The organism is Rhizobium sp. T1470 (assembly GCF_042140505.1).
Lineage (GTDB): Bacteria > Pseudomonadota > Alphaproteobacteria > Rhizobiales > Rhizobiaceae > Rhizobium > Rhizobium favelukesii.
The window spans coordinates 446956-471362 of record NZ_CP148092.1 but is presented as its reverse complement, the minus strand read 5'-3'; the positions used below and the strand labels follow the sequence as shown (position 1 = coordinate 471362).

The 24407-nt window shown below is 60.4% G+C and carries 18 protein-coding genes and 4 pseudogenes; 19 read left to right on the top strand and 3 right to left on the bottom strand.

Annotated features, from left to right (window positions below):
• The first annotated feature begins 36 nt into the window (after window positions 1-36).
• The 5 genes from WGT02_RS23345 to WGT02_RS23325 all read left to right on the top strand — a co-directional run bounded on the left by WGT02_RS23345 (window position 37) and on the right by WGT02_RS23325 (window position 4815).
• A complete protein-coding gene (locus WGT02_RS23345) occupies window positions 37-1218 on the top strand; it encodes an amino acid aminotransferase (protein WP_208246972.1) in 1182 nt (393 codons plus the stop codon).
• 879 nt (window positions 1219-2097) lie between these two features.
• Window positions 2098-2412 carry a helix-turn-helix transcriptional regulator gene (locus WGT02_RS23340; RefSeq protein WP_024319179.1) on the top strand — a complete coding sequence of 105 codons (315 nt, stop codon included), beginning with the start codon at window positions 2098-2100 and terminating at the stop codon, window positions 2410-2412.
• Window positions 2409-2780 (top strand): SRPBCC domain-containing protein, encoded by a 372-nt coding sequence (locus WGT02_RS23335; RefSeq protein ID WP_024319180.1) that lies wholly within the window; start codon window positions 2409-2411, stop codon window positions 2778-2780. The genes WGT02_RS23340 and WGT02_RS23335 overlap by 4 nt, the downstream gene beginning before the upstream one ends.
• A 44-nt stretch (window positions 2781-2824) precedes the next feature.
• Window positions 2825-3448: an ATP-dependent Clp protease proteolytic subunit gene (locus WGT02_RS23330; RefSeq protein ID WP_208246970.1), complete on the top strand. Its 624-nt coding sequence runs from the start codon at window positions 2825-2827 to the stop codon at window positions 3446-3448.
• 306 nt (window positions 3449-3754) lie between these two features.
• Window positions 3755-4815, top strand: a protein-coding gene (locus WGT02_RS23325) for an IS630 family transposase (protein WP_208245220.1) whose coding sequence is annotated in 2 segments (ribosomal slippage) — window positions 3755-4247 and window positions 4247-4815 — 1062 coding nt in all. Because the reading frame shifts where the segments join, the coding sequence is not laid out codon by codon here.
• Between the two features lie 40 nt (window positions 4816-4855).
• On the opposite strand, the gene WGT02_RS23320 is transcribed toward WGT02_RS23325, so the two are convergent.
• The gene (locus tag WGT02_RS23320; RefSeq protein WP_141652651.1) at window positions 4856-5587 is read right to left on the bottom strand and encodes a hypothetical protein; all 732 of its coding nucleotides are present in this window, start codon (window positions 5585-5587) and stop codon (window positions 4856-4858) included.
• Window positions 5588-6792: 1205 nt separating this feature from the next.
• On the opposite strand from WGT02_RS23320, the pseudogene WGT02_RS23315 reads away from it, so the two are divergent.
• Window positions 6793-7743, top strand: a pseudogene (locus WGT02_RS23315) (IS630 family transposase).
• A gap of 15 nt (window positions 7744-7758) precedes the next feature.
• Here the strand turns inward: WGT02_RS23315 and WGT02_RS23310 are convergent.
• Window positions 7759-8057 (bottom strand): annotated as a pseudogene (locus WGT02_RS23310) (transposase); the annotation flags it as partial.
• A gap of 334 nt (window positions 8058-8391) precedes the next feature.
• On the opposite strand from WGT02_RS23310, the gene WGT02_RS23305 reads away from it, so the two are divergent.
• The 13 genes and pseudogenes from WGT02_RS23305 (at window position 8392) to msuE (ending at window position 23965) form a co-directional block, all read left to right on the top strand.
• The gene (locus WGT02_RS23305) at window positions 8392-8976 is read left to right on the top strand and encodes a TetR/AcrR family transcriptional regulator (protein ID WP_024318178.1); all 585 of its coding nucleotides are present in this window, start codon (window positions 8392-8394) and stop codon (window positions 8974-8976) included.
• The gene (locus tag WGT02_RS23300) at window positions 8973-9575 is read left to right on the top strand and encodes a 2-hydroxychromene-2-carboxylate isomerase (protein ID WP_024318177.1); all 603 of its coding nucleotides are present in this window, start codon (window positions 8973-8975) and stop codon (window positions 9573-9575) included. Before WGT02_RS23305 ends, WGT02_RS23300 begins: the two co-directional genes overlap by 4 nt.
• A gap of 106 nt (window positions 9576-9681) precedes the next feature.
• Window positions 9682-11057, top strand: a pseudogene (locus WGT02_RS23295) (FAD-binding oxidoreductase).
• A 42-nt stretch (window positions 11058-11099) separates the two neighbouring features.
• The gene (locus tag WGT02_RS23290; protein WP_024318176.1) at window positions 11100-13409 is read left to right on the top strand and encodes a molybdopterin guanine dinucleotide-containing S/N-oxide reductase; all 2310 of its coding nucleotides are present in this window, start codon (window positions 11100-11102) and stop codon (window positions 13407-13409) included.
• Between the two features lie 175 nt (window positions 13410-13584).
• Window positions 13585-15237, top strand: a complete 1653-nt coding sequence (locus WGT02_RS23285) for an ABC transporter substrate-binding protein (RefSeq protein ID WP_208246969.1) — start codon at window positions 13585-13587, stop codon at window positions 15235-15237.
• A gap of 33 nt (window positions 15238-15270) precedes the next feature.
• Window positions 15271-16281, top strand: coding sequence for an ABC transporter permease (locus WGT02_RS23280; protein WP_024318174.1), 1011 nt, complete (start codon window positions 15271-15273; stop codon window positions 16279-16281).
• Window positions 16278-17126, top strand: a complete 849-nt coding sequence (locus tag WGT02_RS23275) for an ABC transporter permease (protein ID WP_024318173.1) — start codon at window positions 16278-16280, stop codon at window positions 17124-17126. Before WGT02_RS23280 ends, WGT02_RS23275 begins: the two co-directional genes overlap by 4 nt.
• Window positions 17105-18813 (top strand): annotated as a pseudogene (locus WGT02_RS23270) (ABC transporter ATP-binding protein). The gene WGT02_RS23275 and the pseudogene WGT02_RS23270 overlap by 22 nt, the downstream one beginning before the upstream one ends.
• Window positions 18810-19901 (top strand): LLM class flavin-dependent oxidoreductase, encoded by a 1092-nt coding sequence (locus WGT02_RS23265; protein WP_208246965.1) that lies wholly within the window; start codon window positions 18810-18812, stop codon window positions 19899-19901. The pseudogene WGT02_RS23270 and the gene WGT02_RS23265 overlap by 4 nt, the downstream one beginning before the upstream one ends.
• 140 nt (window positions 19902-20041) lie before the next feature.
• Window positions 20042-21145, top strand: a complete 1104-nt coding sequence (locus tag WGT02_RS23260; protein WP_024318171.1) for an LLM class flavin-dependent oxidoreductase — start codon at window positions 20042-20044, stop codon at window positions 21143-21145.
• Window positions 21145-22341, top strand: coding sequence for an acyl-CoA dehydrogenase family protein (locus WGT02_RS23255; RefSeq protein ID WP_208246963.1), 1197 nt, complete (start codon window positions 21145-21147; stop codon window positions 22339-22341). The genes WGT02_RS23260 and WGT02_RS23255 overlap by 1 nt, the downstream gene beginning before the upstream one ends.
• A gap of 2 nt (window positions 22342-22343) precedes the next feature.
• Window positions 22344-23327, top strand: coding sequence for a ketopantoate reductase family protein (locus tag WGT02_RS23250; protein ID WP_024318169.1), 984 nt, complete (start codon window positions 22344-22346; stop codon window positions 23325-23327).
• A gap of 53 nt (window positions 23328-23380) precedes the next feature.
• A complete protein-coding gene (gene msuE, locus WGT02_RS23245) occupies window positions 23381-23965 on the top strand; it encodes an FMN reductase (protein ID WP_208247908.1) in 585 nt (194 codons plus the stop codon).
• 112 nt (window positions 23966-24077) lie between these two features.
• Here the strand turns inward: msuE and WGT02_RS23240 are convergent, their stop codons facing one another.
• A complete protein-coding gene (locus tag WGT02_RS23240) occupies window positions 24078-24407 on the bottom strand; it encodes a hypothetical protein (RefSeq protein ID WP_024318167.1) in 330 nt (109 codons plus the stop codon).

The following is a 24407-nucleotide window of genomic DNA, read 5'->3' as shown; positions in this document are numbered from 1 at the left end:
CAGCTCCGCACTTGATCTCAATCCAAAGGAAAAGCCATGTTCGAGACCCTCTCCGCCGCCCCGCCGGACAAGATCCTCAACCTCTCGATTCTGTACAAGAACGACGCGCGGCCGACGAAAATGGATCTCGGCGTCGGCGTCTACAAGAATTCGCAGGGCGCGACCGTCATCATGCGGGCCGTGCGCGAGGCCGAGAAGCGCCTTTATGAAAGCCAGACGACGAAGACCTATGTCGGCATGGCGGGCGATGAGGGTTTCAACAAGGCTATGCTGCAGCTGGTCTTTGGCGAAAGGGCCGACCTCTCGCGCATGTTCGCCTGCCAGACGGCGGGTGGCTCGGGCGCGCTGCGCACGATCGCCGACTTGCTCGCAAAGGCCCGGCCTGACGCAACCATCTGGCTCTCCGATCCGACCTGGGCGAACCATGTGCCGATCTTGAAGGCTGCAGGCTTCAAAACCGCGACCTATCCCTATTTCGATCCCGCAAGCGGCACGGTGAAGGCCGATGCGATGCTAGAGGGATTGAAGCAGGCGAAGGCCGGTGACATCACTCTCCTGCATGGCTGCTGCCACAATCCGACCGGCGCCAATCTGACGATCCAGCAGTGGGCTCCGGTCGTGGATCTTCTCGTTGAACGCAACCTCTTCCCCTTCGTCGATCTTGCCTATCAGGGCTTCGGCGATGGTCTGGAGGAAGACGCCGCCGCCGTTCGCCTGCTCGCCAGCAAGATGCCGGAAATGGCTGTCGCCACATCCTGCTCGAAGAACTTTTCGGTCTACCGCGACCGCGTCGGCGCCGTCATCCTGATGGGCAAGGACGCAGAAGGCGCAAAGATCGCCGGCAGCCAGGCGCTCGCCACGACCCGCGTGCTGTATTCCATGCCGCCGGACCATGCCGCCGCCGCCGTCCGCATCATCCTCGAAGACGATGCGCTGTGCGCCGACTGGAAGTCCGAACTCGAAGCCATGCGGCTTCGCATGCTCAACCTGCGCAAGGGCTTTGCCGAGGCGCTCCGTCGCCAGTCCAACTCCTCGCGCTTCGACTTCATCGCCGACCACCGCGGCATGTTCTCGCGCCTCGGCCTGACCGAAGCGCAGGTCGACCGCCTGCGAGACGAGTTCGGGATCTACATGGTCGGCGATTCCCGCTTCAACGTCGCGGGCCTCAGGGAAGACCGGCTCGATGACCTCGCCAAGGCTGTTGTTTCGGTGCTCTGAGCCTGAGACCTTTGCCAGCTCAGTTGATGAAGGTATGGCGCGTATTCTGCTGATTGGAACTGATACCTCAGCAAATTGAAGCCTCAACGCCATTCGAGATCGTGGCAACGAGCTCTGACAGCGAGGATCGTCTTAAGTAGATTTGAAGTTCCGACTCTCCATATCATTGAACGACGAGCTTCTGCGATGAGCCGCAACCCACGCTCTTGAAGGGAATCGAACAGCTGGCGACCTAACTCATTGCTAGGAAATCAGTGCTTGAAGCAGTTCTCTCGGCGCCACTGTAGAAATCGAGGATGTGGCCGCTCGCGGTTCTCGCTATGCCATACCAAGCCACAAAGGACTAAAGCCTCAAAGCTCGATCGCCATGAAGCAGCGGCCGCAGCGCCTGGAACTCTTTGGCGAGGAATTCAGACAGGACCCTAATGCGGCTTGTGTGGCGAAGTTCGCTATGCGTCAGGGGTCGATGCCATTTGCGACGGCTTCGGTGAGCGTTTGGAAGCTATTCACCTGCAGGGCGGCGCCGGCGTATCGGCCAGTTTCCTTCGGCTGGCCACTCCAGCGGCTGGGCGACCCGAAGCAGATCGGTGTGACCTTGGCAGTGGCGGGAACGTTGCAGGCAGACGCCGCGACCTTCTCCAAGCTTCGCCCGGCAAACTACCGATCCGCCATATCTGACCGCCTCGGCCGGGCAGCATAGGCGGCGCGATGACCCAGCTTCGTTCTCATCCCCGTCTCGTTCGTAAACTCCGGGAAGCGCTCGGTGATCAGCTGTGTGTCGTTCTCGACGAGTGCAGTATCGCAATCCGGCCACCACGAAATCCCGGTCCGGCTCCAGGCAGGCTTGCGAATCGCATAAGTGTGTGCTTATGTGTAATCATGATCGAACATGATATTTTCCGCGCTCTGGCGGATCCGACCCGCCGCACGATTTTCGAAAAGCTCGCGAAGGGCAGCATGAATGCCACCACGCTGCGCCAGGGCATGGATATCAGCCAGCCGGCGATGTCCCAACATCTCGCCGTACTGCGAGCGGCAAGGCTGGTGCGTGAACAAAAGGAGGGCCGCTTCGTGAACTATGAAGTCGATCCGGACGGGCTGGCTCTTATCGCGCAATGGCTGGCGAAATACCGCGCCTACTGGCCGGCTCGCATCGACGCTCTCAAGCTCTTGCTGAAGGATATGGATCAATGAACGACGTGAAGGCCGAGGTACAGGCGAAGGTGCAGGAAAGCGGTTTCGAGCAGAGATACGAACTGGACGCGTCGCCGGAGAAGGTCTGGCGGGCGATCAGCATCGCGGAATTCCGGGAGAAGTGGCTGCCGAGGGAGGCGCTTGCCGATCCACGCTCGCTCTCCGAAACGCCGTGTAAGGAAATCCGCTACAAATTGCGCGACGATACCCCGCCCCATCTCGAAAGCACCGTCACCTTCACGATCGCCCCGAATGGATCGGGCGGAACCAGCCTGCGGATCGTCCACGAGCTGACCGGGGCGACCTTCGAGCGGCTGGCGAAAACGGTCGCCAACGGCAACAGCCCGACTCTCATGCTCGCCGCCTGACGCGGCAAGCCCTCCCGAAAATCTCGAATGATTGGAGTTCGCCGATGCGCGAAGCAATGCAACTCGTCCCTATGGTCGTCGAACAATCCAGCAGAGGAGAGCGGTCTTTCGACATCTATTCCCGCCTACTTCGTGAGAGGATCATCTTCCTCAACGGGGAGGCAAACGACACGGTCTCGGCGCTTGTCTGCGCACAATTGCTGTTTCTCGAAGCCGAAAACCCCAAAAGGCCGATCCATCTCTACATCAATTCGCCAGGTGGCGTCGTAACCAGCGGTCTCGCGATGTACGATACGATGCGTTACATTCACGCCCCGGTGCATACGCTGTGCATGGGAACCGCCCGCTCGATGGGCTCGTTCCTGTTGATGTCCGGCCAGCCGGGCGAACGCACTGCGCTTCCCAATGCCAGCATCCATATTCATCAGCCGCTGGGTGGATTCCAAGGACAGGCATCGGACATGCTGATCCATGCCGAGGAAATGCAGAAGACCAAGCATCGCATGACACGGCTCTACGCCGAGCATTGCGGCCGCACCTACGAAGAATTCGAGCAAGCGATGGATCGCGACCGCTTCATGACGGCGGAAGAGGCATTGGAATGGGGCCTTATTGACCGCATTCTGCAGGTTCGGGCAGTTGCCACCGACCACGTCGGCGCGACGTGAAACGAGCCCGGCGCAATCCGGCGCGACCGCTACTTCGCGAACGCACCTCACGCGCGGGTTTCGATCGAGCCTCTTTGCATTCACCGGTCTTGAGTGGATATGAACCGACGTGCCGCGCTCTTGCCAAAGAAGCTATTGTATCCAAACGCTTATTATTCCCTTTGCGTGGTTTGACTTCACGTTGATCAAGAACCCCCACCTCGAGCTGCGCCCCGGCCCTGATACCAGCGTGAGCGATCTCTGACTCTTTTTGAGGTTTCCAAATCAGTTGAGTTCTGAATCAATACCGCAAACGGAGGTTTGCGGATGACATCAGGAATTCCACTGCGCGATGACTTCGACGGCTTCGCTCTTCGGGCGTTGGCCAAAGGCACGAAGGATGCGGCACAGGCTCGGCGGCTTCTTGCCCTTGCCGAAATCTATGATGGCCATTCCCGCAGCGATGCGGCCAGGATCGGAGGCGTGACCCTGCAAATTGTCCGCGACTGGGTTATTCGCTTCAATGCGCGTGGCCCGTCGGGGCTCATCAATGGCAAAGCACCCGGCAATCAAGGAAAGCTTTCCGACGTGCATCGCCAGGCTTTGGCAAAGATCGTCGAAAGTGGCCCGATACCGGCGGTGCATGGCGTTGTGCGCTGGCGGCGCAAGGATCTTGCTCAATGGCTGTTCCAAGAATATCGGATATCCGTCGATGAAACGACCATTGGCCGCGAATTGAAGGCGCTCGGCTTTGCAAAGCTGTCTGCCCGCCCGCGCCATTACGCCCAGAACGAAGGCGACCTGGAGAGTTTTAAAAAAAGTTCCCCGCCACACTGGCAGCCATCAAAGGCAGGCTCCCGAAGAACGTCGAGATTGAGCTCTGGTGGGCCGACGAAGCTCGGATAGGCCAAAAGAACAAGATCACCCGGCGATGGGCACGCAGGGGAACAAGGCCTTCGGCACCACACGATCAACGCACGATGTGGACCTATATCTTCGGCGCTATCTGCCCCAAGAAGGGCAAAGGTGCGGGTCTCGTTCTTCCCTACTGCGACACCAGCGCCATGAACCAGCATTTGATCGAAATCAGCCAGGCCGTCGATGACGGCGCTCATGCCGTGCTGATCGTTGATCAGGCGGGGTGGCATGTCACGCCGAAGCTCGATGTGCCCGACAACATCACACTGCTCTTCCTGCCGCCACGCTCGCCCGAATTAAATCCCGTCGAGAACGTGTGGCAATTTCTGCGTGACAACTGGTTGTCCAACCGGATCTTCAAAGATTACGAGGACATCGTCGCCCATTGCTGCGACGCATGGAACAAGCTGGTCGCTCAGCCGTGGAAGATCATGTCGATTGGAATGCGTGACTGGGCGCACCGGTTTTGATTAGCGCTCGTTGGTATGAGACGGGTACGCATCCCGTCCGTCAGCGCGCCGGTATGACGTGGCGCTGCGCCCTCGCGACGGTCGCCGGCACGCGCACAGATTGCGCGGCCCCAAGATCATGGTCGTAGTCGCCGAGGTGAAATTGCAATCCGTTCAGGATCCGCTCGCAGGCGTCGACGATCTTCTTGCGGTCCTTAATCGGATTGCTGTGAAACAGCTCGTTGCGTGTCTCCTTAATGACCCGCATCGTGTCGTTGAACATGGTTTTCGTGAAAGTGAAGCCGAGAACGTCCGTAGCGAACATGTTGCGGATCAGAGGCCAATCTGCCTGCATAATCGTCCAGAGGTCACCCAGAGTAAGGCAGTAGTAGAACTCGTCGGTCTTGTTGTTGCCGGTAACATTGTTGATATGCTGCTGATTGACCATATTGTCGAAGACTCGCCAGACAGCTTTCACGAAGGCTGGATTGACGGGCGTACCGAGAATGTTGGGAAAGGCAGTATAGCTCTGCCCGTTCTGCCGGGCATTGCGGACCAGCGTCCACCACTCCATCCGCCCGAAGCGTTCCTCTAAGTAGTCGGCGAGCACCGAGCGCAGTGCGTTCTCCACCGCGAACACGAAGGGGTAGATCGACGAAAATTCTTTCACCTTGCGAGTATAGATCTTGTGGATCACCAGCCTCTGCTCAGGTATGGGTATCTGCTGTAGGGCCTGGACCTGAACCCCTTCGTGGATACTGTCGCGTAAGAGGGTCGGGTTAAGGGTGCGCATGTCCGCCTTGAAGTGATCCACCTGCTGCGGGGTGGGGACGAATGTCAGTTATTCACCCAGTAGATGTGATGTCGGCACATGCCGCTTGGTGATGCTGGACACTTGCTCTCCCTTGCAATGCGAGTCTCTTTTCCCTATAACAAAGCTACTCGCTGAGTGGTGGCACAATGGTGTTGCGAGCCCATGGCCTTACCATGGCACTTGGAGAGTCTAAACGGAATTCGGCTAGGCGTGGTCTTCACAGACTGCGCCTTTAGTCGTTCAGGGATATTGCTGGACTTTGGTATGCAACGATTTGGCATCCTTGAAAGGGGTCGAACCTACGACCCGGTCGTTCAGCTTTATAAATATGCGAACTTTTGCAATTAATTACCCTCCGCTTTGGCAGGCCTGGGACCGTCAGCGGTCCAGCAGGTTTGGCAGTATAGATCTGGAGCGCATGCCGGTACTAGGCTGCGTTATGCCGGCATGCGTATGCGATTTCGAGAGTGAACTGGACGGCTAAACCTGTGGCTTTCTAACAGTTCTCCCTTGCGACAAGGCGGCAGGCTTATAGCTTGCATCGAAGCGCGTATAGCGCGACGATCAGGATGAGATGCCGTATTGCCTCGTTTGTGAATGTTCCTGGTCTCCTGGACCATTGCCTCACAAGATTGCTCCTTTCCGCTGTGAGCGTTCAAGTCGCGGAGAGTTGAGCTGTTTCGGAATTTGCGCCGAAGATCATGGCATGGGCTTTATTTCGACGCCACTCTTTGACGCGCCGTTGCACTGTTCGCAGGAGTCCGTCGGGGTACTCATTCGGATAACGCGCTTGAAGCCGCTAGAGCAACTCGCGGCCTGTCCGCCAAGGTTCCTCCTCAAACCAAGAGCGGAGATCGTCGGTCACGCGGATGAGCGGGTCTGGTCTACGTCGCTCTCGGCGCAGTTTTGGTTTCGCTTTGGCCGTCGGACGGATTTCGCCTTCCGTCCAGGCGTGGCTCAGGTTCTGCAAGAACGTTTCGATATCCGGCGTGGCTGTTGACAGCGAGGCAATTGCTGGCAACCTCGACAAGACGCTGCTGCGCTGTTCGAATATCGCGCAATAGTTTCACAGGATCCAACTGATCGCAGATGTGCGATAGCTAGAGCATCGCACTTGAATTGAGAATCGAGTGGGGTTTTCACGAGGGTATTGGTGTGATTCACTGCGGTTGGAGGTGAATCACATGGGTAAATCTCATTCTGTTGATCTTCGTCAGCGTGTTGTTTCCATGGTCGCTAGCGGCCAATCACGGCGAGCCGCTGCCCGTCATTTCGCAATCAGCGACAGCAGTGCGATCAAGCTGCTGCAACGCCGGGAGCGGACTGGGCTGATAACCCCCGCGCGTCAAGGAAGGCCACCAGGTGCAGGGAAACTGTCGGCGTTTCGCGATTTCCTGGTCGCACAGGTCGAAGGCAAACCGGATATCACCATGCCAGAGCTTGCCCGTCGCCTTGAGGATGAACATGGATTGGTTATTCCACCATCGTCCGGTTTTTGATAACGCAGGGATACACATATAAAAAAACAGATAATGGCGTCGGAACGCGCTCGCGCTGATATCCGAAAGGATCGTGATGTCTGGATTTCGAAACGCCAACCCCGGATGCGATTTGAACCGCATCGACTTGTTTTCTTGGACGAAACCTCGGTGAACACAAAGATGGTGAGACTGCGTGGGCGCTCCCCGCGCGGCGAGCGTCTCATCACGGATGCGCCCTTTGGCCACTGGGGGACACAGACATTCATTGCAGGCTTGCGCTGTTTCGGTCTTACTGCGCCCTGGATTATTGACAGGCCGATGAACCGGGAAATCTTCGACACCTACATCGAGACCCAGCTTGCGCCGACACTCGAACCAGGCAATGTCGTCATCCTGGATAATCTTCGCGTTCACAAGAGCGATAAAGCCAAAGCCTGCCTCAAGGAAGTTGGTGCGTGGCTCCTGTTTCTGCCGTCTTATTCGCCAGATTTGAACCCGATCGAAATGGCCTTCGCCAAAATTAAGGCCCATCTCCGAGCCGCCGCCGCTCGCACGTTTGACGCACTCTCAAATGCGCTCGGATCCATCTGCAACCTCTTCAACAGCCAAGAATGTCGAAACTATTTTACAGCCGCAGGCTATGGGTTCGATTAAAGGTACGGCGCTCTAATTTCGGACTTCGGTTGGTGTTCTCGGATCTGCCAAGAGCCTCTGATAGGGCGTTGCAGGAGGATGATAGATCTTTTTGACCACTGCGCCATCGCGATGCTTCTCCCGCAGCTTAAAGGATGGCTGAAAGAAGTTATGAAGAAGCGCACCGATCGGTAGAGATCGGTCAGGGTCGCAGCGGCCTCGACCCCCTCATAGCGATGATAACCAACAATGCGGCGAACGATCGACCCATTCTTCTGCTCGACGAAAGCCCGATCATTCTTGCGGTAGGGACGGCAACGCGTGAACTCGATAGAATTTCGATGCAGACTTTCGACAGCATATCGGCCGCGCTTCGATCCATGGCGATGCGCCGGTTTGGGGTACACTAGAGATAGTGAGCCTCGAAGGCTGCACAAGCCGGCAGAGATCGCTGTAGAAGACGATCCGATCCAATATAGTGCCACCTTCCTGACGATCTTCACGCAGGTCCAAAGACGCTTCCACAGGCATCAGAGCAAAAAATATTTCCAACGATGCATCCAAACGGAATGACCTGTCTTTCTCTTATCGGTTGGCGCGCATAGAAACCTCTCTTGCTGCACTCGCATGTCAGGGCGCACGTTTTGAGAAGGCTCCGCAAGCAGTTCGATGAAAGCTTCAATTTCAGATCACATCCTCGCGTCTGCCGGCGCACTCTTCTACCGCGAAGGCATCCGCGCTGTCGGCATCGACCGCATCATCGAAGAAACCAAGGTCGCCAAGGCAACGCTCTATAGGCATTTCCCGTCCAAGGATCATCTCGTGGCGGCCTATCTTCAGGACCGTCACGAGCGGGTCATCCGCTCTCTGGAAGAGGTTTTGAACGAAGTCCCGAGCCCGCGGGATCAGCTCAATCTCATCTTCGAGCGGCTGCATGAGAAGGCGGACAGCCCCGAGTTTCGTGGATGCGCGTTCGCCCTGGCGGTGGCCGAGCACGGCGATTCAGAACGCGTTGTTACCGTCGCGCGCGCCCACAAGGCGACCGTCAGCCAGATGTTTCGCGCGCTGATGGAAAGAGCGGGTGTAGAGGCCGCCCAGCCGGCCGCTCATCTTTCTCTCCTCTACGAAGGAGCTCTGGCGACCGTCGCCGTTGGTCGCGATCCCCAGGCTGTTCTCACCGCCAGAGACTGCGCTCTCTTCGTATTCGACACCGCACTTTCTTCGATCAAGACCGCTGAAAAAGGCAGAGCATGACAAAGGCAATAGACTATTTCTTCGGCATCGGTTCACCCTGGTCCTTCATTGGTCTTGATGCTTTTTCAGAACTTGCATTGAGACATGGAGCGTCGATCCGACCACATCTGATCTCGGTGATCGAGGACAACGGCGGGATCTATTCCCGCAACCGGCCGGAAGCCCGGCGTGCCTACTGGACCAAGGACTTGAAGCGCTGGGCATTCCTGCGCGGCAAGGCGCTGAACTTCGAAAACCGTGCTGCCCTGTCCGATCCCACGCCCGCCGGCTTCATGGTCATCGCCGCCATCGAGGACGGCTTGGACTGGCTCGGGCTCACCCGCGCGCTGCAGACGGCATTCTGGACGGACGCGGCGGATATCGGGCGGAGCGAGGTGCGTCAGGCGATCGCCAGTTCTGTAGGGATCGACGGGGCGAAGCTGGAAGAACGCGCTCAGGCCGAGGCCACCCAATCGATCTGGAGATCCAATATCGAAAGCGCCAGGAACTCCGGCGTCTTCGGCCTTCCGACGTTTCGCTACGAAGACGAACTTTACTGGGGGCAGGACAGCCTGCCTTTCCTTGAGCGCCACCTGAACGGCGAGAAGATCGCCGTCTGACGGCTCACTTTTGAGACTTGGTACCGGTCAATCTGCATCCATGCCTGATCGTGACGGCATGGCGCGATTTCGGCTGGCACGGTCAGCACCGAAAAGGACGTGAAAGATGGGTATCCTATCCGCTGAGCTATCGGGCCAATTGCAGGCAAGGTTCGGCGATCGCTTCTCGATCTCGCAGGCGCTGCGCGAGCAGCATGGCCGCGGCGAGTCCCATCACACACTGGCAATCCCGGATGCCGTGGTATTCGCGCAAAGCACCGACGACGTAGCCGAAACCGTCCGGCTCTGCGCCGCGGCAGGCGTGCCCGTCATCGCCTCGGCGCCGGAACCTCGCTCGAGGGGCACCCGACCGCAGTGCGCGGTGGCGTTTCGATCGATCTTTCGCAGATGTCACAGATCATTCGCGTCAGCGCCGAGGATCTCGACTGCACCGTCCAGGCCGGTGTCACGCGCGAGCAGCTCAACGCGCATCTGCGCGACCAAGGCCTGTTCTTCCCGATCGACCCTGGGGCCAACGCGTCGATTGGCGGCATGGCGGCGACACGGGCATCGGGCACCAACGCCGTGCGCTACGGCACCATGCGCGAAAATGTGTTGTCGCTGACCGTCGTGCTGCCAACGGGTCAGATCATTCGCACCGGTGGCCGGGCGCGCAAATCGTCTGCCGGTTACGATCTCACGCGCCTCTTCGTCGGCTCGGAAGGCACGCTCGGCATCATCACCGAAGTCATCTTGCGGCTCCAGGGCGTTCCGGAAACCATTTCGGCAGCCCTCTGCTCATTCGAGAGCGTGGAGCAGGCGGTGAAGGCCGCGATCGCGATCGTGCAGCTTGCCATCCCTATCTCGCGGATAGAGCTTTTGGACCGCGGCCTGATTGCTGCCTCCAACGCCTATTCCGGCCTCTCGCTGAAGATCGAAGATACCCTCGCCTTCGAATTCCACGGGTCTCCTGCCTCGGTTCAGGAGCAGGTCGAACTGGTTGCGGAAATCGTCAAGGATCACGGCGGCAAGGATTTCGAATGGGCCAATGCGCCAGAGGAGCGAAATCGCCTCTGGAAGGCCCGGCATAACGCATTCTACGCAGTCGTCTCGCAGAGACCGAATGCCAAGGGCTGGTCATCCGATGTCTGCGTTCCGGTATCGGAACTCAGCGGCTGCATTCTCAGGACCCGCGCACTGTTGCAGGAGTGCAGTGTTCCGGCTGCCATTCTCGGCCATGTCGGCGACGGCAACTATCATGTAGTCTTCGCCGTGGATCCCGAAAACACGGCGGAACTCACCGAGGTCGCGGCCATCAACGAGGCGATGGTCGAACACGCAATCTCTGTCGGCGGAACCTCGACCGGGGAACATGGCGTCGGCACCGGCAAGATCGGCTATCTACGTCAGGAACACGGAGACGCCGTCGAGCTGATGGCCCTGCTGAAGCAAGCCATCGATCCCCAGGGCATCATGAACCCCGGCAAGATCCTGCCGGTGTGAGTGTTGCCGATCTTTCCAACGTTGTTCACGGGAGACGGTGCGATGGACGGCTTCAAACCCCACAGCTCTCATTGGGGCGCATTCTTTGGACGGCATCAGGGCGAAGCCCTCGAAATCCGCCCGCATCCCGCCGACCCACACCCATCTCCCCTGCTCGGCAATCTGCCCGCAATCGCCCATAGCCCCGCCCGCATCCGGCGCCCGGCCGTCAGGCGCGGCTGGCTTCAAGGCAGGCCCGATAATGCCGCGAAACGCGGGAGCGACGGTTATGTCGAGGTCAGCTGGCCGGAAGCGCTCGATCTTGTCGCCAACGAGCTTCGCCGTGTTCACGCCGAAGCCGGACCGCGGGCCATTTTCGGCGGCTCGTACGGCTGGTCCAGCGCAGGGCGGTTTCATCACGCCCAAAGCCAGATCCATCGTTTCCTCAACGTGCTCGGCGGATATGTCAGATCGGTCAATACCTACAGTTCAGGCGCGGCGATGGTCATCATTCCGCATGTGCTCGGTCCTTACGATACCTTCGACCGAAAGAGCGTCACCTGGGACGCAATCGAACGCAGCAGCGAGCTGATCGTTGCCTTCGGCGGCATGGCGGTCAAGAACACCGACGTCCATGGCGGCGGCATCAGCCGGCACGTCGTGCGCCCGGCGCTGAGCGGTGCCCGTGCGCGCGGCGCCCGCTTCGTACTCATAAGCCCGCTCAAGGATGACATTGCGAGTGATCTCGATGCCGAATGGCTGCCGGTCACCCCTGGAACCGACGTCGCGCTCATGTTGGCGATCGCCTTCGTCCTCGTCAGCGAGGGACGTCACGATCGGGGATTTCTCAACCGCTATACGACAGGCTATCCACGCTTCGAGGCTTATCTGCTGGGACGCGAGGATGGCGTCGAGAAGAGCCCGCAATGGGCAGCCGGTATCTGCGGTATCGCGACCCAGACGATCGTGGATCTGGCGCGGCGCATGGCCAACGCCCGAACGCTGATCACCGTCAGCCATTCCCTGCAGCGCGCCGACTACGGCGAACAGCCGGTCTGGATGGGGATCGTGCTCGCGGCCATGCTCGGCCAGATCGGGCTCGATGGCGGCGGCTTTTCCTATTCGCTCGGCGCGCTCGGCAACATCGGCAAAAGCCAGCTCGCCGTTCCCTTGCCGACGCTCAAGCAATTCCACAATCCAGTGCCGGATTTCATTCCCGTCGCACGGATCGCCGACATGCTGCTGAACCCGGGCGAAGCGTTTCACTACAATGGCCAGGCTCTGTGCTATCCCGACATCCGCCTTGTCTACTGGGCGGGCGGCAACCCGTTCCATCATCATCAGGATCTCAACAGGCTTCGTCAGGCGTTCAAGAGGCCCGAGACGATCATCGTGCACGAGACGGCCTGGACGTCCTCGGCACGCCACGCCGATATCGTCCTGCCCGCGACCACGACGCTTGAGCGTGACGATATCGGCGCGGCCGACCATGATCCGATAATGATCGCAATGAAGAGGCTGATCGAACCAGTCGGCGAAGCACGCGATGACTATGAGATATTCGCAGATATCGCAGAGCGCCTCGGCAAGCGCGGCGAATTCACCGAGAACCGGTCGAACCGCGAGTGGCTCGCTTTCCTCTTCGAGAAAACACGCGCGGCACTTGCCACCGCTGGTCACCCCGCGCCGGATTTTGAGACGTTCTGGGAGATGGGCGAACTGCAACTCCCGGTAAAACCTGACGATGGTGGCCCTGCGCGCGCATTCCGGACCGATCCGGACGCCAATCCGCTGCCCACGCCATCGGGCAAGATCGAGATCTTCTCCGAAACGATCGAAAGCTTTGGCTATGACGATTGCCGCGGCCATTCGCGCTGGTTTGAACCGGACCCGACGGCGAAGGCGGCGGAGGGCCGCTATCCACTCTATCTCGTCTGCAATCAGCCGCACTCGCGCCTGCACAGTCAGCTGGACTACGGCGACTTCAGCCGCTCCACCAAGATCAACGGCCGCGAACCGGTGCGCATCAACCCGGTGGATGCGGCAGAGCGTGGCATTTCGGATTGCGATATCGTCAGGCTGTTCAACGCCCGCGGCAGTTGCCTGGCGGCTGCGGTGATCAGCGCGGATGTGAAACCTGGAGTGATGCAGCTTGCCACCGGAGCTTGGTTCGAGCCTGATGATGCCGATGCCGAGATCGCCATGTGCATTCATGGCAACCCGAATATCCTCACCCGTGATGCCGGCACGTCGCAGCTTGCCCAGGCCTCGACCGGACAGCTGACAAAGGTCGATGTCCAGCGCTATGCCGGAGAATTGCCGCCGGTGCGCATTCTCGACGGGATGGCGTTCATCGAGGAACAGAACGCCTGAGCGATGAGCTCATCGCGCTAGCAATTGCTGGAAATCCTGATCCTCGTGCTTCAGATTGCGCTGATAAAATAATCTACAAATTTGGTCGAAAAAGAACAACCAGTCTTTCTCGAAATCGATCCACTACCATAGGCTCCTGTTCGTAGTCAGCCCGGCAACCAAACAGGACCGCTTCATGAACGACCGCTCTTTCCGCCCTCTTCTTTCCCGTCGTCGTCTGCTGACCGCCACCTCTGCACTGGCATTTGCCGCTCTGGTCGCGACAGCTAGTGTAACCCCGGCCCTGGCTGAGGACGGAGCGCATGATGGCGGAGACGTCGTGTTCCTGATCGACTCCCTGGGCGACACCTGGATCCCCAACAACAGCGCGATCTCCAGTTTTCAGGGCCATATCTGGGGTCATGTAACCGACAAGCTTCTCTACGTCGATGCCGATGGCAAGGTCAGCCCGTGGATCGCCGAACGCTGGGAGCAGAACGACAATGCGACCGAATTCACCTTGCATCTCAAGACCGGCGTGACTTTCTCCGATGGCAGCCCGCTGGATGCGGCAGCCGTCGTCGCCAATCTCGACATCTGGTATGCCGGGCGCAAGAGCGAGGGCATCAATCCAATCGGCCTGTTCCCCAAAACCTACGATCATGCCGAAGCCGTCGATGCGGCAACCGTTAAGGTTTTCTTCAAGAAGCCGACCCTCGGCTTCATCCCGACGCTCGGCTACCACGGCTCGATCCTCATCTCCCCGAAGACCATCGCCTCGCCGGCAAGCGCCCAGGCGGACCTGGGCAAGACCTCCGGCAGCGGGCCTTATGTCGTCGAGTCCTGGAAGGAGGGCGACTACGTCAAGCTCGCCAGGCGCAAGGATTACAACTGGGGCCCGACAGCGGTCGGCCAGACCGGTCCCGCCCATCTCGATACGATCACCTACAAGCTCGTCTCCGAACCGTCGCTGCGCGTTGCGGCAGTCCAGTCCGGCCAGGCCGACGTCGCCTACAACGCGTCGCCTCAGGAGCTTGAATCCCTCAAGTCGGAAGGCCTGACGGTGGCGACGCCCCGCTATCTCGGCTTCGTCAACGGCTGGGCTGTTAACACCAAGCTTGCCCCCTATGACGACGTGAAGGTTCGCCAGGCGCTTCAGGCCGGCATCAATCGCCAGGAAATCATCGACACCGTCTATACGCCCGACTGGAAGCTTGCGACCTCCTTCATCCAGAGCAACGTTCCGGGTGCGACCGACCAGAGCGCGCTGCTGGCCTACAATCCTGAAAAGGCGGAGAAGCTTCTCGACGAGGCAGGCTGGAAGAAGGGCTCGGATGGCATCCGCGTCAAGGATGGCAAGCCGCTGTTGCTGACGCTGAATTCGAATCCCTACCTCGCAACATCGAAGTCGATCGACGAACTGATTTCGCAGCAGCTCGGCAAGATCGGCTGGAAGGTTAATATCCGCGCCTATGACGTGGTCACGTTCGGCCAGAAGGTCAAGTACGGCGGCGCCGGAGTGCCTGCCTATGAGGTGACGCGCTCCTTCATCGACGCCGGCACAGTCGCCGGCATTCTGACCAGCGCCAACAATGGCGAGAACTGGTTTGCGCTCGACGAGAGCGACAAGACCCTCAACGATCTGCGCGACAAGATCGCCGGCGCCGGCTCCATCGACGCTCGCAAGCCGCTTCTCGACGAGCTGCAGAAATACGTCCTCGACCAGGGCTACTTCATTCCGCGAACGCAGATCGTCCAGCGCATCTACGTGCAGACGCCGAAGCTCAAGGGCGAAATCTACAACGGCGTCGCCTATGCCAGCTACTACACGGCAACGAAGAGCGAATAGCCCGGCATTTCAACAGACACAGAGGTGATGGGCATGAGCAAAGCCTATTTCAACTATGCCCGAAAACGGCTGCTGCAGGCGATCGTCGTGATCCTGCTGTCTTATGTCTTCACCTTTGTCGTCGTCAGCATCCTGCCCGGCGATCCGATTACCAATGTCCTCAACAACCCGCAAAACGGCTTCACGCCGGATGAGATCAAGGAGATCATCGCTGCGCAGGGACTGGACAAGCCGATCCCCGTGCAGCTTTGGAACGCCTTTTCCGGCTTCGTGACAGGGGATCTCGGCCTGTCGATGCGGACCAACAGACCAGTGGCGACGCTGATCGGCGAGGTTCTGCCATCGACCCTCGTGCTTGCCTCGGCCGGCCTTGCGGTCGCGCTTTTCCTGGCAACGATCATCGCTTACGGCACACAATTTTTGCCCCGACGCTACGGACAGGGTCTGCTGCGCGGCTTCCCCTCGCTGTTCCTGTCGGTTCCGAACTTCGTGATCGGACTGGTGCTGATCCACCTCTTCGGTTTCCAGCTCGGCGTCTTTCGCGTCATCGAGCCCGACAGCTTCTGGGCAACGATTTTCGCAGCGATCGCCCTCGGCATTCCGATCTCGGCGCAGATTGCCGAAGTCCTGATTGCCAATCTCGACCATGAGTCCGGCCAGGACTACGCCGCAGTCGCACGCGGCCGGGGACTTGGCCAGATGCGGCTCTTCGTCATGCACCTGCTGAAGCCGTCATCGCTGCCCGTCATCACGGTCGTCGCTCTGACGATCGGCGAGTTGCTCGGGGGCTCGCTGATCACCGAGACGGTGTTTGGCCGCAACGGGCTTGGCAGCCTGGTGCAGCGGTCGGTCAGCACTCAGGACCTGCCGGTCCTACAGGCCGTCGTTTCGCTCGCGGCGGTGGTCTTCGTCGTCGTCAACTTGATCGCCGACCTGACCTACCCGCTGCTCGATCCTCGCGTGAAACTCCTCGGCACGCAGCCGCGTCGCCCGACGACCGCTGATGACAGCTCTCTTCCCATATCGAAGGCGGTGACCCCATGACGCTCGCCTCGATTTCTTCCATTCCGCGTGTGCCGCTGATCGGCCGCCTAACGGGCCTGCGTGTCCCGCCAGTCGTGATCCTGTCGTTCCTGGTCGTCGCCCTGGCGATCGCCTGGTCCTTGGCGCCTGGCCTCTTCACGAGCTACGATCCGGTGAACGGCACCCCCGCCCAGAAATTGCTCGGCCCAAGTGCAGCGCACTGGTTCGGCACCGATCATCTCGGCCGCGACCTCTACGCACGCGTCGTCTATGGCACGGCCTCATCGGTGGCGAGCGCTCTGATCGCGGTCGTGATCGGCGTTGTCGCCGGCGGAATTATCGGGCTGCTGGCCGGTTTCTTCGGCGGCTGGGTGGACACTGTCTTTGCCCGCCTCGTCGATGTCTTGCTGGCAATCCCCAAATTCCTGCTTGCCGTCATCGTCGTCACCGCAATTGGTTTCGACACGACCAATGCAGCAATCGCGACGGGCGTCTCCGCCGTTGCCCTTTTTGCCCGGGTGATGCGCTCCGAAGTCATCAAGACCAGGCAGGCGACATTCGTCGAATCGTCCTTCCTGCTCGGCGGATCGCGCTGGCACATTCTGTGGCGCCACGTGCTTCCGAACGCATCGCGATCGGTGCTGCCGCTTGCCGTCCTGCAGTTCGGCGATTCCATCCTGGTGATCGCCAGCCTTGCCTTCCTTGGCTACGGCGACCCGCCGCCTGCTTCCGATTGGGGCCTGCTGATCTCGATCGGCAAGGATTACCTCAAATGGCCCTGGCTGGTTTACGCCCCGGCCCTCGTCACGATCGCAACCGTTCTCTCTGTAAACAGGATCAGCCGATGGCTCCGCAAGACAGACTGACCACGTTTTTGAATCGCCCATCTTCCCCGTTGCTGCGGGCCGAAGGATTGTCGGTGGCCTACGGTACCCACAAGGTCGTGACCAGTGTCGGCTTCGAGCTTGGACGCGGCAAAAGTCTCGCGCTGATCGGCGAATCCGGATCGGGCAAATCGACGATCGCCCGCGCCGTCCTGCGGCTGCTTCCCGCAACGGGGCACGCCACCGGCCGCGTCGAATTCGATGGCCAGGAGCTTCTGGGGCTTCCTGAGCGCCGCTTTCGCCCGTTCAGGGGACGCAGGATCGGCTTCGTACCGCAGGACCCCGGCAATTCTCTGAACCCGGTTCGCACCATCGGCGCGCAGGCAATGGAAGCCGCCGCACTGCTGGACGAACCGGACAAGGCGCTTCGCAAGGCGCTCATTCTGGAGACATTCGCGCAGGTCGGGCTCGACAATCCGCAGCGTGCCTATGACTCCTACCCCCACCAGCTTTCCGGCGGCATGCTCCAGCGCGTTCTGATCGGTCTCGCCGTTCTGCCGCGGCCGTCGCTGCTGGTCGCAGACGAGCCGACCTCCGCACTCGATGTGACGATCCAAAAGCGCATTCTCGACCTGCTGTCGAAGCTGCAGGAGGAGCTGCAGATCAGCCTTCTACTGATCACCCATGACCTGGCGATCGCAGCCGAGCGCGCGGATTCTATTGTCGTCCTCAAGGACGGCGCGATCCAGGAAGCCGGAAACACCGCTACAGTATTCTCCGCCCCTTCCTCGTCCTACGCCAGAAAACTCCATGGCGACGTGCCGGCGCTCAATCCTGACCGTTACAGGCCATTGCGAGAGCCCGGTTTCCGGCACCTTGTCGCGAGGCGCGAAAAGGCACCGAAGATCGAGGTCAGCGGCGTAACAAAGAATTTCACCGTCGACGGCAAGGTTCTGACCGCCGTCAACGACGTCTCGTTCGAGGTTCAGGCGGGCACGACGCATGCGCTGGTCGGGGAATCCGGATCCGGGAAGACGACGGCCATCCGCCTTCTGCTCGGGCTGGAGCAACCCGATACCGGAAAGATCGCCGTTGGCGGCGAACAGGTGAACGGTCGGTCCCCCGAGCAGCTTCGCTCTGTCTGGCGGCACCTGCAGCTTGTCTATCAGAACCCGTTCACATCCCTCGATCCGACCTGGACCGTCGAGAAAATCGTGCGCGAGCCGCTGGACCGCTTCAGGATCGGAACACATCAGGAGCGGGCACTCGCGGTGCACAAGGCGTTCGCAGATGTCGGGCTGGGCGGGCATCTCTTGTCCAGCAAGCCGGCCGCCTTGTCGGGCGGCCAGCGCCAACGCGTTGCCATCGCCCGGTCGCTTGTCCTGAAACCCGATGTGATCGTGCTTGACGAGCCTACCTCGGCGCTCGACGTCAGCGTTCAGGCCGACATCGTCGAAGTGCTGCTGTCGCTGCAGGTCAAGCTCGGCCTCACCTATGTTTTCGTGTCGCATGATCTGGCGCTGGTGCGCCAGCTTGCCCACACGGTCTCTGTCATGCAGCGCGGTCGCATCGTCGAGCACGGTACTGTCGGAGAGATCTTCGACACGCCCCGCCAGCCCTACACCCGCTCGCTGCTGGAATCGATCCCATCCCGTCAGGGACCGCGCGCTTTGCGCGAACCCAGCCCCTGCAGCAGCGGCAGATCTTCAATGGGGAAAAGATCGCATGACCGTCATCGCCCCCGCCCCGACACCGTTGGCGTCATTCCGTCCGAGGAAGCGGCTCGGGTTCAACACGCGTGTCTCGTTCACCGATGAAATCGGCCCCGCACACGGCTTGCGGGAAGGCATCGAGCTTTTCAAGGCGGCCGAACGTCTGGGCTACCAGTCAGGCTGGGCCTATCAGCGGCATTTCGACCACTATCTATCCTCGCCGCTGCCCTTCTTCGCCGCGGCAGGTCAGCATACCAGCCATATCGTGCTGGGTTCTGCCGTCATTCCGATGCGTTATCAGGACCCTATCCTGCTGGCGGAAGCCGCAAGCACTACCGACCTCCTGATTGGGGGCCGATTGGAACTGGCGATCTCGACCGGCGCCAACGCAGCCTTCGATGCCGTCTTCGGCACGGTCGACACCGACGCCAGGACGGAAGCCAAGCGCCGTCAGGCGCGCTTCCTGTCCGCGATCTCCGGCGAGGTTCTGCACACCGTCGCAGAACCAGGCCAGGGTGTCGCGGAAGGCAGCCAACTGAGGGTGACACCGCACAGTCCGACCCTTCGCTCGCGCATCCGTCAAGGTTCCGCCAGCCTCGGGTCAGCGATCCAGGCCGCCGAACTCGGCATCGGCCTGATCGCCGGAACCGTACAGCACGACCACGCCGAGGGTGAGAGTTTCGGAAGCTATCAGGCCCGTTGCATCGAGGCCTTTAGGGCCAACTGGCGAAAGCAGCGGACGAGCGAGCCGCCGCCTGTCGCCGTGGCGGCTTCGGTCCTGGTCGGCACGACGCCGGAGCTTCGCGAGAAATACGCAGCCTATGATCTCGAGCGCCGTACCCAAGGCATCGCCGCATCGCGGCCGAAGGGCGCTCTCGAACCGAGCTCGCGAACCAACCAACCGCCTGGAAGCCAGATCTCGCCCGTCTTCCACGGGACAGCGGATCAGGTAATCGAAGCGGTGCTGAGTGATCCTGGGCTCGCTGCGGCCGACGAGATCGTTTTCTTCCTGCCGCCGGCCTTCGGCCTCGCCGAGAATATCCAGCTGCTGACCGACCTTGCCGGGACCATCGCCCCGAGCCTCGGCTGGTCACCGGACTGGTAAAACCTACACCGGATCTTAAAGCAGGGAGCTGCGGGTTAGAGATATTTTCTATAGTTTCAGTAGAAATAGAAAGACCTGTCTTCCTTAGCCTTTGGCTGCCGCCTAACTTTCGACCACCATCGACAATCAGAGGAGCTCCCATGTCCGCGGAATTCATCAGCGTCAGCTTTCCCAACGCCTCGAACGATCTCAATCCTCTTCCCGACGCTCCGGTCGATCCCCGCTATCTCGAGCGCTACTCGCGCGCCCTCGACGACTACGGCTTCAACTACACGCTGATCCCATACTCCTCCTCGTCCTTCGACCCTTTCACGATCGGCGCCACGGTTCTCGCGCATACGAAGAACATCAAGATCATCGTCGCGCTGCGGCCCAATACCGTCTACCCGACGGTTGCTGCCAAATCGCTTGCCACCCTTGATCAGTTGAGCGGCGGCCGCGTCGTCGTCCACTTCATTGCCGGCGGCAGCGATGACGAGCAGGCCCGCGAAGGCGACTTTCTCAACAAAGAGGAGCGGTACGAGCGGCAGGAAGAATATATCCGGATCCTGCGTCAGGCCTGGACGTCGGAAGAGCCTTTCGACTTCGATGGGAAATATTACCAGTTCAAGCAGTTCCGCAGCGCGGTGCGCCCAACGAACGGGCTGATCCCGATCTCTGTCGGCGGCTCTTCTGATGCCGCGTATCGCATCGGGGGATCACTGGGCGACATTTTCGGGCTCTGGGGCGAGCCGCTGGCGGAAACCAAGCAGCAGATCGAACGTATCTACGCCGAGGCGGCAACGGCAGGCAGGACGGACCGGCCGCGGATCTGGGTGACCTTCCGCCCGATCGTTGCGGAAACCGACGAACTGGCCTGGGAGAAGGCACACCGGGTGCTCGACCGTCTCAAGGACAACCGGGAAAAGGGCCTTCATCGCGCGCCGCCCTCTGCCCCTCGCCCCGCCAATGTCGGATCGCAGCGGCTCCTTGATATCGCCGCGCGTGGCGACGTCCATGATCGCGCACTCTGGTATCCGACGGTCACGGCGACCAACGCCTCCGGCGCCACGACCGCACTGGTCGGATCACCGCGCACCATTGCCGATTCCATCCTCGACTATATCGATCTCGGCGCCGACCTGATCTCCATCCGCGGCTATGACAATTTCAACGATGCCGTCGATTACGGACGCTATATCCTGCCCCTCGTGCGCGAGGGCATACGCGAGCGGGAAGAGGCAAAGAAGAAGGCCGCCGCCTGATGATCGCGCGCGAGACGGCTTTCGATCCACGTCTGCTGAGCGCGACGACGCGCGCTCTTGCGGACGCAGCTCCCGAGGCGGACCGGACCGGGGATTTTCCTTGGACGGGTATCCGGGCGGTTCATCAAAGCGGCCTGCTCGAAAGCACCGTCGCGGCGAGATATGGCGGCGCCGGCGCAACACTCCACGAGGCCGCAACGATCCTTGCGGCCCTCGGCCGCGGTGATCCATCGGTCGCGCTGATCAGCGCCATGACGATCTTCAATCACCTCGGTCAGGCAACGAAAAGCCATTGGCCCGAGGACCTCTACAAGCGCCTGCTTACTCAGGCCAGGCAGCATCCGCTGCTGCTCAATGCCGCGCGTGTCGAACCGGAACTCGGCTCGCCCGCCCGTGGCGGCCTGCCGGCGACGGTTGCCCGTCGTACCGCATCCGGTTGGTCGATCACCGGCCGCAAGCGCTTCGTCACCGGTGCGCACGGTCTGACTCATTTCCTGGTCTGGGCACACACCGATGAAACACCCACCCGGGTCGGAACATTCGTCGTTCCGAACGAGCTTCCCGGCATTCGCGTCATCGAGAACTGGAACAACCTTGGCATGCGGGCCTCCGGTTCTCATGATGTCGAATACACCGACGTGGAAATCCCGCTGGAAAATGTCATCGATCTGGTCGATCCATCCGTTGCGCAACAGGACAACCGCGCGCACGCTGCAATCACGCTGGCGCTGACCGCGCTCTATCTCGGGGTGGCCGAAGCGGCACAGGAGGCGTTCATCCGCTTTGCTCACGAACGTGTTCCGACCAACCTCGGCCATCCGATCGCCCGCACCGAACGCTTCGTGACGCTTTCCGGCGAAATCGACCTTCTCGTCTCCGGCGCCCGGCAAATCATTTTCGATGCCCTGAAGGACAAGCAAGCCGAGGCAGAAAAGCACATCCGGGCCCGGCTGCTTGCAGGCCGGCAGCTGCGCGACGCGGTGCAGATCGCCGTGCGTGGCATCGGCAATCCCGGCCTCGGGAACGAACTGGGGCTGGAGCGCCATTTCCGGGACATTCAATCGGTGCTCGTCCATGCCCCCCAGGAAGACACCTCCATCTCCATTCTCGGGCGCGCTGCCTTCGAACGTTGGAAGAGCGAAAGCGACGCATCATCGGCGCCTCCGGTCAATCTCACTGTGTTGAAGACGGCCTGAACATGACACGCTACATCATCATCGGCGCCGGTGCAGTCGGCGCGAGCCTCGCGGCCGAGTTCGAGATCCATGGCATCCCCTATGTGCTCGTTGGGCGCGGCGCCCAGATTGCCCATATCGCCGCTCACGGTCTCTCGTATCGCCGGCCGGGCGGACACCGTGTGCTCCGGCTCACCACCGCCGACACGGCTACGCCACCGGCGCTTCAGCCGGATGATATTCTAGTCCTTGCGGTCAAGGCACAGGATGTCGAGTCGGCCACGGAATTCTGGGCCTGGCGGCAGGTCGAGGGTGCAGGCTTTGCATCCGAACTGCCCCTCGTGACATTGCAAAACGGGCTGGCTGCAGAAGACATCGCACTGAGGCGCTTCGATCGTGTCTATGCTGCCAGCATCCGCATTCCGGCGCGCTACACCGTCACCGGCGAGGTCGTTGTCGGAGGCGAGCCGAATGTCGGCATCGTCGCCCTGGGACGCCACCCCGACGGGCTCGACGACACGGCCTTGTCGATCGTCGCGGATCTTTCAAACGCGGGCTATCTCGCCGAAGCGCGCCCCGACATCCGGCGATGGAAGGCGGCCAAGCTGGAGCATAACGTCACCAATGCGGTCGAGCTTTTCGCAGGCCCTCCCGAAATCCGTTCAAAGGCCGCAGCCGGCCTGGCGCAAGAGGCACGTGCCGTTCTCATGGCCGCCGGTTACGATCCGGCGGCCCCCTCGGAGTGGAAAATCGACATCTCATCCTGGCGGGTCGCACCAGAGAGCGGCATCAAGCCCGGCCAGCAGTCGACCTGGCAAAGCTTCACCCGCGGGACTTCGAGCGAGGTCGATTATCTGAACGGCGAGATAGTCCGGCTGAGCCGCATCCACGGCGTAGCGGCCCCTCTCAACACCGCGTTCCAACAAGCAGCAGCGAGGCTTGCGCTAGAGGGCCACGCGCCGGGCACCAGGGGTATCGCCGAGGTCTTGGACGGCGTTGCCCTTTAAGGCAAACGAAGCTTTAAGACTGCATCGAGAGGAAAAACACGAGAACACCAAACATCGTCGGGATTGCAGGGAGCTTCAATCGGCCTTCGAAAACTCGGTCGCTGGTCAGCCATGTCGCCGAAGTCGTAAGTGGCCGGTATGGCTTTAATTTCGACGTCTACGACATGATTGATGTCGGGCCATCGCTTGGCGCTGCCCTTTGGCGCAAGCAGCTCGATGAAAAGGCTCAACATGTGCTGCAAGAAATTGTCGCCGCCGATGCCCTTATCATCGGCGCGCCGACCTACAAGGGCTCATATCCGGGCCTCTTCAAGCACCTGATAGACCTCATCGATCCGCATGAGCTGAAATCTAAGCCAATCCTCATCACCGCAACAGGCGGCGGCGATCGTCACGCGTTGATGGTAGAGCACCAACTTCGCCCCCTCTTGGGCTTCTTCGTGGCTCACACCCTGCCAACAGCCGCCTATGCATCGGATCGCGATTTCATCGACTATGCTGTCGCTTCCGAGCACCTCAGCAAGCGCATTGAGGAAGCGGTAAACGAGATGGGTGTCTTCTTCCCCGGACGAGTGCCGGTGGAATATGCCGGCAAGATAGATATCGTCTCCTGCTCCTCCGACGAGAGCATGCCCTGAAGTGGAAGAGCCCAAGGTATCGGCGAAGGACGAGCCAACGACGCGCTCGAAGCTGCTCAGAACGTCGCCCGCCCCATCGCCACCGCTTACGGTATTGGTCGTCAGGTTGACGTCAACCGCAGCGCTGGAGAGCGAATAGCGAATAGTCAATCGTATCGAGCGTGCCAACTCCACCGTTAAGGTTGTCAGCAGAAGAAGAAGCAAAGAAAGTATCGTTGAAGTTCGATCCCGCAAATGCTTCGATGCTGCTGAAGATATTGTCCGCGGCGTCGCCAGTGTGAACCCCGGTCTGCAGATTGAGAGTGAACGCTCCCCAATGGCTTCCAGAAGCGCGGTCGCGAGCCGGCCGGCGGACGGATTTCATGAGCGATCCGGAAGTCATCGCCAAGAAGTAGAAGGCGCTGGCGCATGTCCACCTCTTCGGGCCGCCGGGAACAAACAT